This window comes from Pseudomonas sp. HMSC067G02, from assembly GCF_001813485.1.
Lineage (GTDB): Bacteria > Pseudomonadota > Gammaproteobacteria > Pseudomonadales > Pseudomonadaceae > Pseudomonas > Pseudomonas aeruginosa.
In genome coordinates this window covers 64,868-79,822 of record NZ_KV812728.1, presented here as the reverse complement: position 1 = coordinate 79,822, position 14,955 = coordinate 64,868, and the positions used below count along the sequence as shown (strand labels likewise).

14 protein-coding genes are annotated in these 14,955 nt (G+C 67.7%); 10 read left to right on the top strand and 4 right to left on the bottom strand.

What is annotated here, in order from left to right:
- Positions 1-17: 17 nt before the first annotated feature.
- On the top strand, positions 18-422 hold the full coding sequence (madL, locus tag HMPREF2914_RS28410) for a malonate transporter subunit MadL (protein ID WP_003084010.1): 405 nt from the start codon (positions 18-20) through the stop codon (positions 420-422).
- A 5-nt stretch (positions 423-427) separates the two neighbouring features.
- Positions 428-1,192 (top strand): malonate transporter subunit MadM, encoded by a 765-nt coding sequence (gene madM / locus HMPREF2914_RS28405; protein ID WP_003084016.1) that lies wholly within the window; start codon positions 428-430, stop codon positions 1,190-1,192.
- 84 nt (positions 1,193-1,276) lie between these two features.
- Here madM and HMPREF2914_RS28400 read toward each other — a convergent pair whose 3' ends face one another.
- Positions 1,277-2,206 carry a LysR family transcriptional regulator gene (locus HMPREF2914_RS28400; RefSeq protein ID WP_009314998.1) on the bottom strand — a complete coding sequence of 310 codons (930 nt, stop codon included), beginning with the start codon at positions 2,204-2,206 and terminating at the stop codon, positions 1,277-1,279.
- A 328-nt stretch (positions 2,207-2,534) separates the two neighbouring features.
- Complete coding sequence (locus tag HMPREF2914_RS28395; RefSeq protein WP_003084035.1) at positions 2,535-3,455, bottom strand: LysR substrate-binding domain-containing protein; 921 nt, start codon at positions 3,453-3,455, stop codon at positions 2,535-2,537.
- 350 nt (positions 3,456-3,805) lie between these two features.
- Here HMPREF2914_RS28395 and HMPREF2914_RS28390 point away from each other — a divergent pair, with 350 nt between their 5' ends.
- The 4 genes from HMPREF2914_RS28390 to HMPREF2914_RS28375 all read left to right on the top strand — a co-directional run bounded on the left by HMPREF2914_RS28390 (position 3,806) and on the right by HMPREF2914_RS28375 (position 9,422).
- Positions 3,806-5,296, top strand: coding sequence for an aldehyde dehydrogenase (locus HMPREF2914_RS28390; protein ID WP_023092276.1), 1,491 nt, complete (start codon positions 3,806-3,808; stop codon positions 5,294-5,296).
- A gap of 57 nt (positions 5,297-5,353) precedes the next feature.
- A complete protein-coding gene (locus tag HMPREF2914_RS28385) occupies positions 5,354-6,787 on the top strand; it encodes an APC family permease (protein WP_003084045.1) in 1,434 nt (477 codons plus the stop codon).
- A gap of 30 nt (positions 6,788-6,817) precedes the next feature.
- Positions 6,818-8,200, top strand: coding sequence for an aspartate aminotransferase family protein (locus HMPREF2914_RS28380; RefSeq protein WP_003101901.1), 1,383 nt, complete (start codon positions 6,818-6,820; stop codon positions 8,198-8,200).
- Positions 8,201-8,363: 163 nt separating this feature from the next.
- A complete protein-coding gene (locus HMPREF2914_RS28375) occupies positions 8,364-9,422 on the top strand; it encodes an ABC transporter substrate-binding protein (RefSeq protein ID WP_003110236.1) in 1,059 nt (352 codons plus the stop codon).
- A 77-nt stretch (positions 9,423-9,499) separates the two neighbouring features.
- Here the strand turns inward: HMPREF2914_RS28375 and HMPREF2914_RS28370 are convergent, their stop codons facing one another.
- Positions 9,500-10,381 carry a dihydrodipicolinate synthase family protein gene (locus HMPREF2914_RS28370; protein ID WP_003110235.1) on the bottom strand — a complete coding sequence of 294 codons (882 nt, stop codon included), beginning with the start codon at positions 10,379-10,381 and terminating at the stop codon, positions 9,500-9,502.
- Positions 10,382-10,440: 59 nt separating this feature from the next.
- On the bottom strand, positions 10,441-11,223 hold the full coding sequence (locus HMPREF2914_RS28365; RefSeq protein ID WP_003084054.1) for an aldolase: 783 nt from the start codon (positions 11,221-11,223) through the stop codon (positions 10,441-10,443).
- Between the two features lie 154 nt (positions 11,224-11,377).
- Between HMPREF2914_RS28365 and HMPREF2914_RS28360 the strand changes: the two genes are divergently transcribed.
- From HMPREF2914_RS28360 to pcaF, 4 genes are all read left to right on the top strand, one after another.
- On the top strand, positions 11,378-11,917 hold the full coding sequence (locus HMPREF2914_RS28360; RefSeq protein ID WP_003112674.1) for a helix-turn-helix domain-containing protein: 540 nt from the start codon (positions 11,378-11,380) through the stop codon (positions 11,915-11,917).
- A gap of 150 nt (positions 11,918-12,067) precedes the next feature.
- Positions 12,068-12,919, top strand: coding sequence for a CoA transferase subunit A (locus tag HMPREF2914_RS28355; RefSeq protein WP_003084060.1), 852 nt, complete (start codon positions 12,068-12,070; stop codon positions 12,917-12,919).
- Positions 12,916-13,698 (top strand): CoA-transferase subunit beta, encoded by a 783-nt coding sequence (locus tag HMPREF2914_RS28350; protein ID WP_003084062.1) that lies wholly within the window; start codon positions 12,916-12,918, stop codon positions 13,696-13,698. The genes HMPREF2914_RS28355 and HMPREF2914_RS28350 overlap by 4 nt, the downstream gene beginning before the upstream one ends.
- A complete protein-coding gene (gene pcaF / locus HMPREF2914_RS28345) occupies positions 13,695-14,900 on the top strand; it encodes a 3-oxoadipyl-CoA thiolase (RefSeq protein WP_003110233.1) in 1,206 nt (401 codons plus the stop codon). The genes HMPREF2914_RS28350 and pcaF overlap by 4 nt, the downstream gene beginning before the upstream one ends.
- The last annotated feature ends 55 nt before the right edge of the window (positions 14,901-14,955 follow it).

Below are 14,955 nucleotides of genomic sequence, written 5' to 3'. Positions count from 1 at the left end.
AACCGAGGACAACAATAATGATTATCTACGGTGTCGCACTGCTGTCTCTGTGTACCCTCGCCGGGCTGTTCATCGGCGAGATCCTTGGCGTGCTGCTCGGCGTGCCGGCCAACGTCGGTGGCGTCGGCATCGCCATGCTGCTGCTGATCTTCGTCGGCAGCTACCTGGGCAAGCGTGGCCTGCTCTCGGCGAAAACCGAGCAGGGCGTGGAGTTCTGGAGCGCGGTCTACATTCCCATCGTGGTCGCCATGGCCGCCCAGCAGAATGTCCTCGGCGCGCTGAGCGGCGGGCCGGCCGCTATCCTCGCCGGCATCGCCGCGGTCGCCGTGGCCTTCGCCCTGGTTCCGCTGCTCGACCGCTTCGGCCGGAAGAAAGCCGAAGGCGCCCCGCCATTGAAACCGCGCACCAGCGTGCAGGGGTGAGCGCCATGTTCGAGTCCCTGAACAAAGTCATCAATGGCTACGGCCTGATCAGCGGCTTCGCCATCATCGGCGTGACCATGGCGGTGTCCTACTGGTTGTCGGCGCGCCTCACCCGCGGGCGCCTGCACGGCTCGGCGATCGCGATCTTCCTCGGCCTGGTGCTGTCCTACGTCGGCGGCGTCGCCACCGGCGGGCAGAAAGGATTGGTGGACGTGCCCCTGATGTCCGGTATCGGCCTGCTGGGCGGCGCCATGCTGCGCGACTTCGCCATCGTCGCCACGGCCTTCGGGGTGAATGTCGAGGAACTGCGTCGGGCAGGGGTTTCCGGGGTGGTGTCGCTGTTCCTCGGGGTCGGTTCGTCGTTCGTCGCCGGGGTCGCGGTGGCCATGGCCTTCGGCTACACCGATGCGGTCAGCCTGACCACCATCGGCGCCGGCGCGGTCACCTACATCGTCGGACCGGTGACCGGCGCCGCCCTGGGGGCCAGTTCCGAGGTGATGGCGCTGAGCATCGCCGCCGGGTTGGTGAAGGCGATCCTGGTGATGGTCCTGACGCCTTTCGTCGCGCCCTACATCGGCCTGAACAATCCACGTACGGCGGTGATCTTCGGTGGTCTCATGGGCACCTCCAGCGGCGTTGCCGGCGGCCTCGCCGCCACCGACCCGAAGCTGGTGCCCTACGGTTGCCTGACCGCGGCGTTCTATACCGCCATCGGTTGCCTGCTGGGGCCGTCGCTGCTGTATTTCAGCGTGCGCGGCCTGGTTGGGTGAGCGGGCTGGTCCGGGCTCCCTCTCCCTGAAGGGCGAGGGTTGGGGAGAGGTCAGCGGGCCAGCGGCAATGTGGACTTCCGTCCGCTATCCCGCCGCCTCCTGCTCCAGGCGCAGGCTGTACATCCGGCACTCCGCGAGCAACGCCAGCAGGTTCGGGTCGCGCTCCTTGGCCTTGAGGAACACCACGCCGATGTGCTGCTGCAGGCGATAGCGCGGTTGCAGCGGGATCAGCCGCACGCGGTTCTCGTAGACCGCCTCGATGCGTTTGGGCAGCAGCGCATGGCCGACCCCCGAGCTGACCATGCTGAGGAGGGTGAAGATGTCGTTCACCTGCATGGCGATCTGCGGTTCGAAGCCGGCCTGCTGGAACACCCGGGTGCCGTCCTGATGGGTGGCGAAGCCCTGGGTGAGCGTGACGAAGGGCGTGTCGCGCAGGGTGCTGAGATCGATCTCGGCGAGCCTGGCGTAGGGCGAGTCCACCGGCACGGCGAGGAAGATGTCATCGGAGAACAGCGGCAACTGCTCGCAGTCGGGATCGCTGACGCTGTCGTTGAGCGACACCAGGATGGCGTCCAGCTCCATGTTCTTCAGCTGGTAGAACAGGTCGACGTTGGAGCCGAGGATCAGGTCGATGTTCAGCGCGCTGCGTCGCAGCTTGAGGCCCATGATCAGTTGCGGCACGGTCTTCACCGTCAGCGAATAGAGCGCGCCGAGCTTGAAGCGCTCGGCGGAGAAGCCGGCCGCCTCGCGGGTCAGGCGCACCGTGTCGAGTACCTCCTGGACCAGCTTCTGCGCGCGCTCCTCGAGCACGTAGGCGCTTTCCAGCGGGGTCAGGTTGCGTCCCTCGTGCTTGAACAGCGGGCAGCGCAGGGCGCTTTCCAGCGAGTGGATGGCGCGGTGCACGCTGACGTTGCTGGTGCCCAGTTCCGCCGCCGCGCGCGCCAGGTTGCCGGTGCGCATGAAGGCGAGGAAGGTTTCCAGCTTCTTGAGGGTGATTTCTTCGTCGATCAGCATCCGCGTTCCCCTGGCCGGTGGCGTCGGGGGATTGTGCCTGAGGCGGCGCGGGAGGGGTAAAAAGGGCCGTCATGTCCTAGCGCGTGGCGGAGCATGACGGCCTGGAAACGCCTTGGGGAAGGCGGAGTTGCACTGACCGGATGGAATCCCGCTTCGGCAGCCTGAGCCGCCGATAGGCTAACGGAACTCAGCGGATGGAGCGGATGGTGCGCCGGACCGGGGTGGTCCGGAGCGCCGGCCACCCTAGCAACGGAGGCTTTTTGCCACAGTCATCGGATTCGTCTTTGTCAGAAAGAAAGTTCCTCTTGGAATGTCGGAAAGCTGAGGGTCAGTGCCGGCGCTCGGCAAGCTTGCCCAGTTGCTCCCGGCAGTAGTCGACGAACAATCGTGCCGGCTTGGTCAGTTGCGCGCGTTTCAGCCAGGCGGCGGCGAGCCCGGAGGTGGACACCGGCTCGGCGAGGTCGACCATGACCACCTTCTTGCCGTCGTAGGTGCATTCCGAATGCGGGCGGGTGACCAGCAGGGAGAAGCCGAAGCCCTGGCCGACCATGCCGCGCACCATCTCGATGGACGGCGAGCTGAAGGCGATGTTCGGCGTCAGGCCGAGTTCCTCGAACAGGCTGACGAAATAGGTGCGGCTGGGCTGCACGTCGAGCAGGATCATCGGTTCCAGGCACAGGTCGCGCAGCGACACTTGCGCCTGCCCGGCGAAGCGGTGGCCTTCGGGGAGCAGCGCGTGGGGTCGTTGCGGCGGCATCAGCGGCTCGGTCTCGATGGTCGAGTCGAGGTCGTGCTCGTAGAGGAAGGCCAGGTCGAAGCGCCCCGAGGTGAGGCCTTGCACCAGTTCCTGCTGCTCGCCGTCGCGGATGCGGATCTCCACCCCCGGATAGGCCTGGCGAAAGCCGGCGATCAGGCCCGGCAGGTAGAGCGGGGCGACCGTCTCGAAGCAGCCGATGTCGATCTGCCCGGCGATCACGTCGTTGTCGGCCAGGGCGTTCTGCTCGAACTCGTGGGCCATCCGCAGCAGCTCCTGGGCCTTGCGGTAGAAGCGCGCGCCGGCGGGGGTCAGCGACACGCCCTGGGCGTGGTGGCGGATGAACAGCTGCACGCCGAAGCTTTCCTCCAGACCCTTCACCGCCGTGGAGATCGACGGCTGGGCGATGTACAGCTTGCGCGAGGCCTCGGCCACGCTGCCGCATTCCACGGTGGTCACGAAATACTTGAGTTGCCGCAAGGTATAGGACGCCACTGCAAGACCTCATCGGCGCATCATCCTCCCCGGGCCGGGCGTGCGCGCCTCGATTGTTGTGTCCGCCGCGCTGCAAGCAAGTTGCAGGCCGCCGCCGAGCGTCGCGGCGCTGGCCGCGACGACGATTGCCCGCCTGCACGATAACCCAGCACGACGCACTTTGCCGGGGCACGCCTGGCCAGCTTTTTCTTATGTCCCGAGGACATTTTTAATAATTTTCCTTCGCCGCGGCTTGCGCGACCATCCTTCCCCATCGACCCCATGGACAGCGGTCCGCCTCCCGGCGGTCCGGGCCATGCGTGCAGAACCACGACCGGCGCAGACCGGCGAGATAACAAGGAGAAGGTGGGGTGTTCGAACTCAGCGATTGGCAACGGCGCGCCGCGACACAGCGCTTCATCGACCAGGCCCTGATCGGCGGCCGCCAGCGTCCGGCCGCCAGCGGCGCTACCTTCGACGCCCTCGATCCGGCGAGCAATCGCCTGCTGGCGCGGGTCGCGGCCTGCGATGCGGCCGACGTCGACGCGGCAGTGGCCGCCGCCCGCCGCGCCTTCGACGAAGGCCCCTGGACGCGTCTCGCCCCGGTCGAGCGCAAGCGCGTGCTGCTGCGCCTGGCCGAGCTGATGCTGGCCCATCGCGAAGAGCTGGCGCTGCTCGACTCGCTGAACATGGGCAAGCCGGTGATGGACGCCTGGAACATCGATGTGCCCGGCGCCGCCCACGTCTTCGCCTGGTATGCGGAAAGCCTCGACAAGCTCTACGACCAGGTCGCGCCGACCGCCCAGCAGGCCCTGGCCACCATTACCCGCGTGCCGCTGGGGGTGATCGGCGCGGTGGTGCCGTGGAACTTCCCGCTCGACATGGCCGCCTGGAAGCTCGCCCCGGCCCTGGCCGCCGGCAACTCGGTGGTGCTCAAGCCGGCCGAGCAGTCGCCGTTCTCCGCCCTGCGCCTGGCCGAGCTGGCCCTGGAGGCGGGGGTGCCGGAAGGCGTGCTGAACGTGGTGCCGGGCCTCGGCGAGCAGGCCGGCAAGGCCCTCGGCCTGCACCCGGAGGTGGACGCACTGGTGTTCACCGGCTCCACCGAGGTCGGCAAGTACTTCATGCAGTATTCCGCGCAATCCAACCTCAAGCAGGTCTGGCTGGAGTGCGGCGGCAAGAGTCCGAACCTGGTGTTCGCCGATTGCCGCGATCTCGACCTGGCGGCGGAAAAGGCCGCCTTCGGCATTTTCTTCAACCAGGGCGAGGTCTGTTCGGCGAACTCGCGCTTGCTGGTGGAGCGTTCGATCCACGACGAGTTCGTCGAGCGCCTGCTGGCCAAGGCCCGCGACTGGCAGCCGGGCGATCCGCTGGACCCGGCCAGCCGCGCCGGCGCCATCGTCGACCGCCGGCAGACCGCCGGGATTCTCGCCGCCATCGAGCGGGCGCAAGGCGAGGGCGCGACCCTGCTCGGCGGTGGCCGCCAGTTGACGATCAACGGTTCGGACAACTTCATCGAACCGACCCTGTTCGGCGACGTACGCCCGGACATGCAGCTGGCCCGCGAGGAAATCTTCGGTCCGGTGCTGGCGATCAGCGCCTTCGACTCCGAGGACGAGGCCATCCGCCTGGCCAACGACAGCCGCTACGGCCTCGCCGCCTCGCTGTGGAGCGACGACCTGCACCGTGCGCACCGGGTGGCGCGGCGCTTGAATGCCGGAACGGTGTCGGTGAATACCGTGGACGCGCTGGACGTCGCGGTGCCTTTCGGCGGCGGTAAGCAGTCCGGCTTCGGTCGCGACCTGTCGCTGCATTCCTTCGACAAGTACACCCAGTTGAAGACGACCTGGTTCCAGTTGCGCTGAAGACGCGACGGACGCGACACGACTCGATGCCGATAACGACAACAAGAGGACGATCGAATGAACGACACGCCGAACGTGCGTGAGCCGGCCCTGCGCCGCGTGCTCGGGCTGGGACCGCTGCTGGCGGTGGCCATCGGCCTGGTGGTTTCCCAGGGCGTGATGGTACTGATGCTGCAAGGTGCCGGGACGGCCGGCCTGGGCTTCATCGTGCCGCTGGGAGTGGCCTACCTGCTGGCGCTGAGCTACGCCTTTTCCTTTTCCGAACTGGCCCTGATGATTCCCCGCGCCGGTAGCCTTAGCAGCTACACCGAGGTGGCCATCGGGCATTTCCCGGCGATCCTGGCGACCTTTTCCGGCTACGTGGTGGTGGCGATGTTCGCCCTCTCGGCGGAACTGCTGCTGCTCGACCTGATCATCGGCAAGGTCTACCCCGGCGCGCTGCCGCCGATGCTGGTGGCCTACGGCGTGCTCGGCCTGTTCACCCTGCTCAACCTGCTCGGCATCGACATCTTCGCGCGCCTGCAGAGCGCCCTGGCGCTGCTGATGATGATCGTCCTGCTGGTGCTCGGCCTGGGTGCGGTGAGCAGTGACCACGCTTCCGCGCAGACCGCCCTGGCGAGCGGCTGGAACCCGCTAGGGGTAAGCGCCCTGGCGCTCACCGCGATGGCCGTGTGGGGCTTCGTCGGTGCCGAGTTCGTCTGCCCGCTGGTGGAGGAGACGCGGCGTCCGGAGCGCAACATCCCGCGTTCGATGATCCTCGGCCTGAGCATCATCTTCCTGACCATCGCCCTCTACTGCTTCGGTGCGCTGCTGTGCATCCCGCAGGCGGAACTGGCCGGCGACCCGCTGCCACACTTCCTCTTCGCCAACCGCGTGTTCGGCGAGTACGGCCAGCTGTTCCTGGTGATCGCCGCGATCACCGCCACCTGCAGCACCCTCAACTCGTCGCTGGCGGCGATCCCGCGGATGCTCTACGGGATGGCGCAGAACGGCCAGGCCTTCCCGCAATTCAAGCAGCTCAGCCGGCGGGCGCGCACGCCCTGGGTGGCGGTGCTGTTCGTCGCCGCGATCACCGGCCTGCCGATCCTGATCCTCGGCCAGGACCCGGACTCGATCAACCTGCTGCTGCTCGCCGCCGCGCTGGCCTGGCTGCTGGCCTACATCATCGCCCACGTCGACGTGCTGGCCCTGCGCCGTCGCTATCCGCACATCGCCCGTCCGTTCCGCACGCCGTTCTACCCGCTGCCGCAACTGTTCGGCATCGCCGGGATGATCTACGCGGTGGTCCACGTCTCGCCGACCCCGGAAATGACCGGACGGATCTTCGCCAGCGCCGGCGTGGTGCTGGGCGTGGTCTCGCTGGTGGCGGTGGTGTGGATCAAGGGCGTGATGCGCAAGCCTCTCTTCGTACCCGAACCGCTCGAGACGGCCGGTGAGACTGCCCAGGGCAAGTCCGTCGCCCTCGATCCCCTGCAATCCCCTTCGGCCTGACGCGCCAAGGGAACAAGGAGAACACAGACGATGACCGCTCAGCTCAACCCGCAGCGCGACACCCGCGACTACCAGCAACTGGACGCCGCGCACCACATCCACGCCTTCCTCGACCAGAAGGCGCTGAACCGCGAAGGCCCGCGGGTGATGGTCCGCGGCGATGGCCTGCAGCTCTGGGACAACGACGGCAAGCGCTACCTGGACGGCATGTCCGGCCTCTGGTGCACCAACCTCGGCTACGGCCGCCAGGACCTCGCCGCCGCCGCCAGCCGCCAGCTGGAACAACTGCCGTACTACAACATGTTCTTCCACACCACCCACCCGGCGGTGGTGGAGCTTTCCGAGATGCTCTTCAGCCTGCTGCCGGACCACTACAGCCACGCGATCTACACCAACTCCGGCTCCGAGGCCAACGAGGTGCTGATCCGTACCGTGCGGCGCTACTGGCAGATCCTCGGCAAGCCGCAGAAGAAGATCATGATCGGCCGGTGGAACGGCTACCACGGCTCGACCCTGGGCAGCACCGCGCTCGGCGGGATGAAGTTCATGCACGAGATGGGCGGCATGCTGCCGGACTTCGCCCACATCGACGAACCCTACTGGTACGCCAACGGCGGCGAGCTGAGCCCGGCCGAGTTCGGTCGCCGCGCGGCGCTGCAACTGGAGGAGAAGATCCTCGAACTGGGCGCGGAGAACGTCGCCGCCTTCGTCGCCGAGCCCTTCCAGGGCGCCGGCGGCATGATCTTCCCGCCGCAAAGCTATTGGCCGGAGATCCAGCGCATCTGCCGGCAGTACGACGTGCTGCTGTGCGCCGACGAAGTGATCGGCGGCTTCGGCCGCACCGGCGAATGGTTCGCCCACGAACACTTCGGCTTCCAGCCGGACACCCTGTCCATCGCCAAGGGCCTGACGTCCGGCTACATCCCCATGGGCGGCCTGGTTCTCGGCAAGCGCATCGCCGAGGTGCTGGTGGAGCAGGGCGGGGTGTTCGCCCACGGCCTGACCTATTCCGGCCACCCGGTGGCGGCGGCGGTGGCCATCGCCAACCTCAAGGCGCTGCGCGACGAGGGCGTGGTCACGCGGGTCAGGGAGGAGACCGGTCCCTACCTGCAACGCTGCCTGCGCGAGGTCTTCGGCGACCATCCGCTGGTCGGCGAGGTCCAGGGCGCCGGCTTCGTCGCCGCGCTGCAGTTCGCCGAGGACAAGGCGACCCGCAAGCGCTTCGCCAACGAGAACGACCTGGCCTGGCGCTGCCGCACCATCGGCTTCGAGGAGGGCGTGATCATCCGCTCCACCCTCGGCCGCATGATCATGGCCCCGGCGCTGGTGGCCGGGCGTGCCGAGATCGACGAACTGATCGACAAGACCCGTATCGCGGTGGATCGCACCGCGCGCGAGATCGGCGTGCTCTGACGCGCCCCGGTGGCCCGGCCTCGGCCGGGTCGCCGGCGACACGGAGCGTCCCCCCATAACGACGACGCGGCGCCTGGCGACCGCGCGCGGAACCGTTTCGGCCTCTGGCCGGCAACTGCCTCAGCAACATCACAACAATGCCAATCGGCTGTGGGAGTGTTCCATGTACAAGTCCTTGCACCAGTACGCACACGTGTTTTCCCGGTTGTCCCTGTTCGGCCTGGCGTTCGCCGCGGCGGCCCAGGCGCAGAGCCAGAGCCTGACGGTGATCTCCTTCGGCGGCGCGACCAAGGCCGCCCAGGAACAGGCCTATTTCAAACCCTTCGAGCGAAGCGGCGGCGGGCAGGTGGTCGCCGGCGAATACAACGGCGAAATGGCCAAGGTGAAGGCCATGGTCGACGTCGGCAAGGTCAGCTGGGACGTGGTCGAGGTGGAGAGCCCCGAACTGCTCCGCGGCTGCGACGAGGGGTTGTTCGAACGCCTCGACCCGGCGCGCTTCGGCGACCCCGCGCAGTTCGTCCCCGGCACTTTCAGCGAGTGCGGGGTGGCCACCTACGTCTGGTCGATGGTGATGGCCTACGACTCGACGAAGCTGGCCAGGGCGCCGCAGTCCTGGGCGGATTTCTGGAACGTCCGCGAGTTCCCCGGCAAGCGTGGCCTGCGCAAGGGCGCCAAGTACACACTGGAAGTGGCGTTGCTGGCCGACGGGGTGAAGGCGGAGGACCTCTACAAGGTACTCGCCACCCCGGAGGGGGTCGGCCGCGCCTTCGCCAAGCTCGACCAGCTCAAGCCGAACATCCAGTGGTGGGAGGCCGGCGCCCAGCCGCCGCAATGGCTGGCGGCCGGCGACGTGGTGATGAGCGCGGCCTACAACGGGCGCATCGCCGCTGCGCAGAAGGAGGGGGTGAAACTGGCCATCGTCTGGCCCGGCAGTCTCTACGATCCGGAGTACTGGGCGGTGGTGAAGGGCACGCCGAACAAGGCGCTGGCGGAGAAATTCATCGCCTTCGCCAGCCAGCCGCAGACGCAGAAGGTGTTCTCCGAGCAGATCCCCTACGGGCCGGTACACAAGGGCACCCTGGCGTTGCTGCCGAAGACGGTGCAGGAGGCGCTGCCGACCGCGCCGGCCAACCTCGAAGGCGCGCGGGCGGTGGATGCCGAGTTCTGGGTGGACCACGGCGAGGAGCTGGAACAGCGTTTCAATGCCTGGGCGGCGCGCTGAACGCGCTGCGCGTCGGCAAAAAAAACGACGGGCCCCAAGTCGTCCGGGCCCGTCGGGTCAAAGCGCTGACGGGGTGATCAGCGCAGCTCTTCCAACAACCCCTGCAGATACCGACAGCCCTCGGTATCCAGCGCCTGCACCGGAAGGCGCGGCGCCCCCACCTCCAGGCCGGAGAGGCCCAGGCCGGCCTTGATGGTGGTCGGCAGGCCCCGGCGGAGGATGAAGTCGAGCAGCGGCAACTGCCGGTAGAACAGCGTGCGGGCCTTCTCCAGGTCGCCGTCGAGCACCGCCTGGTAGAGCTGGCCGTTGAGCGTCGGGATCAGGTTCGGCGCGGCGCTGCACCAGCCTTTCGCGCCGGCCACGAAGGCCTCCAGCGCCAGCGGGTTGCAGCCGTTGTAGAAGGGCACCCGGCCTTCGCCGAGCAGGCGCAGCTTGTGCATGCGCTGGATGTCGCCGGTGCTCTCCTTGACCATGGTCACGTTGTCCACTTCGCGGACGATGCGCAGGATCAGTTCCACCGACATGTCGATGCCGCTGGTGCCCGGGTTGTTGTAGAGCATCACCGGCACGCCGATGGCTTCGCCCACCGCGCGGTAGTGCTGGAACACTTCCGCCTCGTTGAGCTTCCAGTAGGAGATCGGCAGGACCATCACCGCCTCGGCGCCGAGGGATTCGGCGAACTGCGCGCGGCGCACGGTCTTGGCGGTGGTCAGGTCGGAGACGCTGACGATGGTCGGCACGCGATGGGCGACGGTCTTCAGGGTGAAGTCGACCACCTCGTCCCATTCCGGATCGCTCAGGTAGGCGCCTTCGCCGGTGCTGCCGAGCGGGGCGATGGCGTGCACGCCGCCGTCGATCAGGCGCTCGATGGAGCGGCCGAGGGCCGGCAGGTCGAGACCGCCGTCGGCGGCGAAGGGGGTGATGGTGTAGCCGATGATGCCGTGGATGGATGCGGACATTGGATGTACCCGTGACATTGAGTGGGAAATGCCAGGACGGACCTGGTGGGAAAGGTCGTTCAGCTCAGGCAGTCGCTGTTGCGCGGCAGGCAGCGCCGGGCGTAGTAGTTGAATGCGGCGCCGTGGCGCTTCGGGGTGGAGATCCAGTCGTGGGCCTCGCGCGCCAGGGCCGGCGGGATCGGCTTGATCTCTCCGGCGGCCATCGCCAGCAACTGCATCTTCGCCGCGCGCTCGAGCAGCACCGCGATCACGCAGGCCTCCTCGATGCTCGCACCGGTGGCCAGCAGGCCGTGGTGGGAGAGCAGGATGGCGCGCTTGTCGCCGAGGGCGGCGGAGATGATCTCGCCTTCCTCGTTGCCTACCGGCACGCCCGGCCAGTCCTTGAGGAAGGCGCAGTCGTCGTATAGCGGGCAAAGGTCCATGTGCGAGACCTGCAGCGGTACTTCCAGGGTCGACAGCGCGGCGATGTGCAGCGGGTGGGTATGGATGATGCAGTTGACGTCCGGGCGGGCGCGATAGACCCAGCTGTGGAAGCGATTGGCCGGATTCGCCATGCCGTGCCCGTGGAGGACGTTGAGGTCTTCGTCGACCAGCAGCAGGTTGCCGGCGCTGATCTCGTCGAAGCCCAGGCCCAGTTGCTGAGTGTAGTAGGTCCCCGCCTCCGGGCCGCGCGAGGTGATCTGCCCGGCGAGCCCGGAGTCGTGGCCGGCCTCGAAGAGAATCCGGCAGGTCAGGGCCAGCTTTTGCCGGTCAGTCCACGTATTATCGCCGAGGCTGCTTTTCATCTGCTTCAGCGCGTGCTGGATCAGTTGATCCTTGGGTAATTCCAGTGTCGTAGCCATGCGAGGTTCCTTTGACGGAGCGAGTCGGGGGAAACGCCAGGCAGTTGCGCGCCACGCAACGACCCGGCTGTAAATGACACGGATCAAGTTATATGACACAAAGTGTCATTAGCAAGAGAAAAGTTTCATCGCCATCGGGAGAAGGCTGTCCTCAATGTCCATGCGCTTGAAATTGCTGAGAAAAAAACTCGGGGTCACGCTGGAGACCCTGGCCGAGAAGACCGGCCTGACCAAGAGCTACCTGTCCAAGGTCGAGCGCGGGCTGAACACGCCGTCCATTGCCGCCGCGCTGAAGCTGGCGAAGGCGTTGAACGTGCAGGTGGAGGAGCTGTTCTCCGAGGAAAGCGACGGTGTCGACGGCTACAGCATCGTTCGTCGCGACCAGCGCAAGTCGCTGTCCAGCGGCGACGACGGCCCGGCCTACGCCTCCCTCGCGCAGCAGATCGGCGCCCGTGCGTTGTTGCCGTTCATCGTCCACCCGCCGCGCGATTTCAGTCACTCGACGTTCAAGGAGCACCTCGGTGAAGAGTTCATCTTCGTCCATGAGGGCCAGGTCGAGGTCGACTTCATGAACCAGCGGATCATCCTCGAGCGCGGCGACGCCCTGCATTTCAACGCACAGAAGCCGCACCGCATCCGCTCCCTGGGGGAGACCCAGGCGGAATTGCTGGTGGTGATCCACAGCGACGAATGAGGCGACGGCTTCGGTCGATCGGATGCTTGCTAACGTTCTGTTCGATTATCGAACTGTTAATCGATTATCGGATTGTGAGCCCTCGGACCCCGGCGTAAGGTTCTCGTCACGTGCCGTCCAGGCAGCGCACAACAAGACGAGACCCGACCGATGGCTGAAATCCTCTCCCTGCGCGAAGCGGTGCGACGCTTCGTCCACGATGGCGACAGCGTCGCCCTCGAAGGCTTCACTCACCTGATCCCGACGGCCGCCGGCCACGAGCTGATCCGCCAGGGCAGGAAAGACCTGACGCTGATCCGCATGACTCCCGACCTGGTCTACGACCTGCTGATCGGTGCAGGCTGCGCGAAGAAGCTGGTGTTCTCCTGGGGCGGCAACCCCGGTGTCGGTTCGCTGCACCGCCTGCGCGACGCGGTGGAGAAGGGCTGGCCGCAACCGCTGGAGATCGAGGAACACAGCCACGCCGACCTCGCCAACGCCTATGTCGCCGGCGCCTCCGGGCTGCCCTTCGCGGTGCTGCGCGCCTACGCCGGCTCCGACCTGCCGAAGGTCAACCCGCTGATCCGCAGCGTCACCTGCCCGTTCACCGGCGAAGTGCTGGCGGCGGTGCCCTCGGTGCGCCCGGACGTCAGCGTGATCCACGCGCAGAAGGCCGACCGCAAGGGCAACGTGCTGCTCTGGGGCATCCTCGGCGTGCAGAAGGAAGCGGCCCTGGCGGCGAAGCGCTGCATCGTCACCGTCGAGGAGATCGTCGACGAACTGGACGCCCCGATGAACGCCTGCGTCCTGCCGAGCTGGGCGCTCAGCGCCGTGTGCCTGGTGCCCGGCGGCGCGCATCCGTCCTATGCCCACGGCTACTACGAGCGCGACAACCGCTTCTACCAGGACTGGGACCCGATCGCCCGCGACCGCGAAAGCTTCACCGCGTGGATCGACGAATACATCCGGGGGACCGAGGATTTCGGCGCCTTCCAGGCCAAGCTCGCGGAGGGCAAGCGATGAGCAGCTACAGCACCAACGAGATGATGACCGTGGCCGCCGCCCGCCGCCTGCACAACGGCGCGGTGTGCTTCGTCGGCATCGGCCTGCCGTCGAAGGCCGCCAACCTGGCGCGCCTGACTTCCTCGCCGGACGTCGTGCTGATCTACGAGTCCGGCCCGATCGGCGCCAAGCCCAGCGTCCTGCCACTGTCCATCGGCGACGGCGAGTTGGCCGAGACCGCCGATACCGTGGTCCCCACCGGCGAGATCTTCCGCTACTGGCTGCAGGGCGGACGGATCGACGTCGGCTTCCTCGGCGCGGCCCAGGTCGACCGCTTCGGCAACATCAACACCACCGTGATCGGCGACTACCGCCAGCCCAAGGTGCGCCTGCCGGGAGCCGGCGGCGCGCCGGAAATCGCCGGCAGCGCCAAGGAAGTGCTGATCATCCTCAAGCAGTCGCACCGCACCTTCGTCGACAAGCTGGCCTTCGTCACCTCGGTCGGCCATGGCGAGGGCGGCGACTCGCGCCAGCGCCTCGGCCTGCCGGGCAAGGGGCCGGTGGCGATCATCACCGACCTGTGCATCATGGAGCCGGAAGCCGGCAGCAACGAGTTCGTGGTCACTTCGCTGCATCCGGGCGTGACCCGCGAGCAGGTGGTCGAGGCCACCGGCTGGGCGATCCGCTTCGCCGAGCGGGTCGCCGAGACGCCCGCGCCGAGCGAGGTCGAACTCGCCGCGCTGCGCGACCTCGAGGCGCGCACCGCGGCCGCCCATGGACAGAAGGGGAGCGACGAATGAGCCGCGAGGTATTCATCTGCGATGCCGTGCGCACGCCGATCGGCCGTTTCGGCGGCAGTCTTTCCGCGGTGCGCGCCGACGACCTCGCGGCGGTGCCGCTGAAGGCCCTGGTCGAGCGCAACCCGGGGGTCGACTGGTCGGCGCTGGACGAGGTGTTCCTCGGCTGCGCCAACCAGGCCGGCGAGGACAACCGTAACGTGGCGCGCATGGCGCTGCTGCTGGCCGGTTTGCCGGAGAGCGTGCCCGGCGTCACCCTCAACCGCCTCTGCGCCTCGGGGATGGACGCCATCGGCACGGCGTTCCGCGCCATCGCCTGCGGCGAGATGGAGCTGGCCATCGCCGGCGGCGTCGAGTCGATGTCGCGCGCGCCGTACGTGATGGGCAAGGCCGATAGCGCCTTCGGGCGCGGCCAGAAGATCGAGGACACCACCATCGGCTGGCGCTTCGTCAATCCGCTGATGAAGGAGCAGTACGGCATCGACCCGATGCCGCAGACCGCCGACAACGTCGCCGACGACTATCGCGTGTCGCGTGCCGACCAGGATGCCTTCGCCCTGCGCAGCCAGCAGCGCGCCGGCAGGGCGCAGGCGGCCGGTTTCTTCGCCGAGGAAATCGTCCCGGTGACGATTCGCGGGCGCAAGGGCGACACCCTGGTCGAGTACGACGAGCATCCGCGTCCCGACACCACCCTGGAGGCGCTGGCCCGGCTCAAGCCGGTCAACGGGCCGGAGAAGACCGTCACCGCCGGCAACGCGTCCGGGGTCAACGACGGCGCCGCCGCGCTGGTCCTGGCCTCCGCCGAGGCAGTGGAGAAGCACGGCCTGACTCCGCGCGCGCGGGTGCTGGGCATGGCCAGCGCCGGCGTCGCCCCGCGGATCATGGGCATCGGCCCGGTGCCGGCGGTGCGCAAGCTGCTGCGGCGCCTGGACCTGGCGATCGACGCCTTCGACGTGATCGAACTCAACGAAGCCTTCGCCAGCCAGGGCCTGGCCTGCCTGCGCGAACTGGGCGTGGCCGACGACAGTGAGAAGGTCAACCCGAACGGCGGTGCCATCGCCCTCGGCCATCCGCTGGGGATGAGCGGTGCGCGGCTGGTCCTCACCGCGCTCCATCAACTTGAGAAGAGCGGCGGCCGGCGCGGCCTGGCGACCATGTGCGTGGGCGTCGGCCAAGGCCTGGCGCTGGCCATCGAGCGGGTCTGACTGGCACAACCGGGTCGCCCGCCCGGTATCAAGAGCGCGCGTCGCGCGGCGCTGC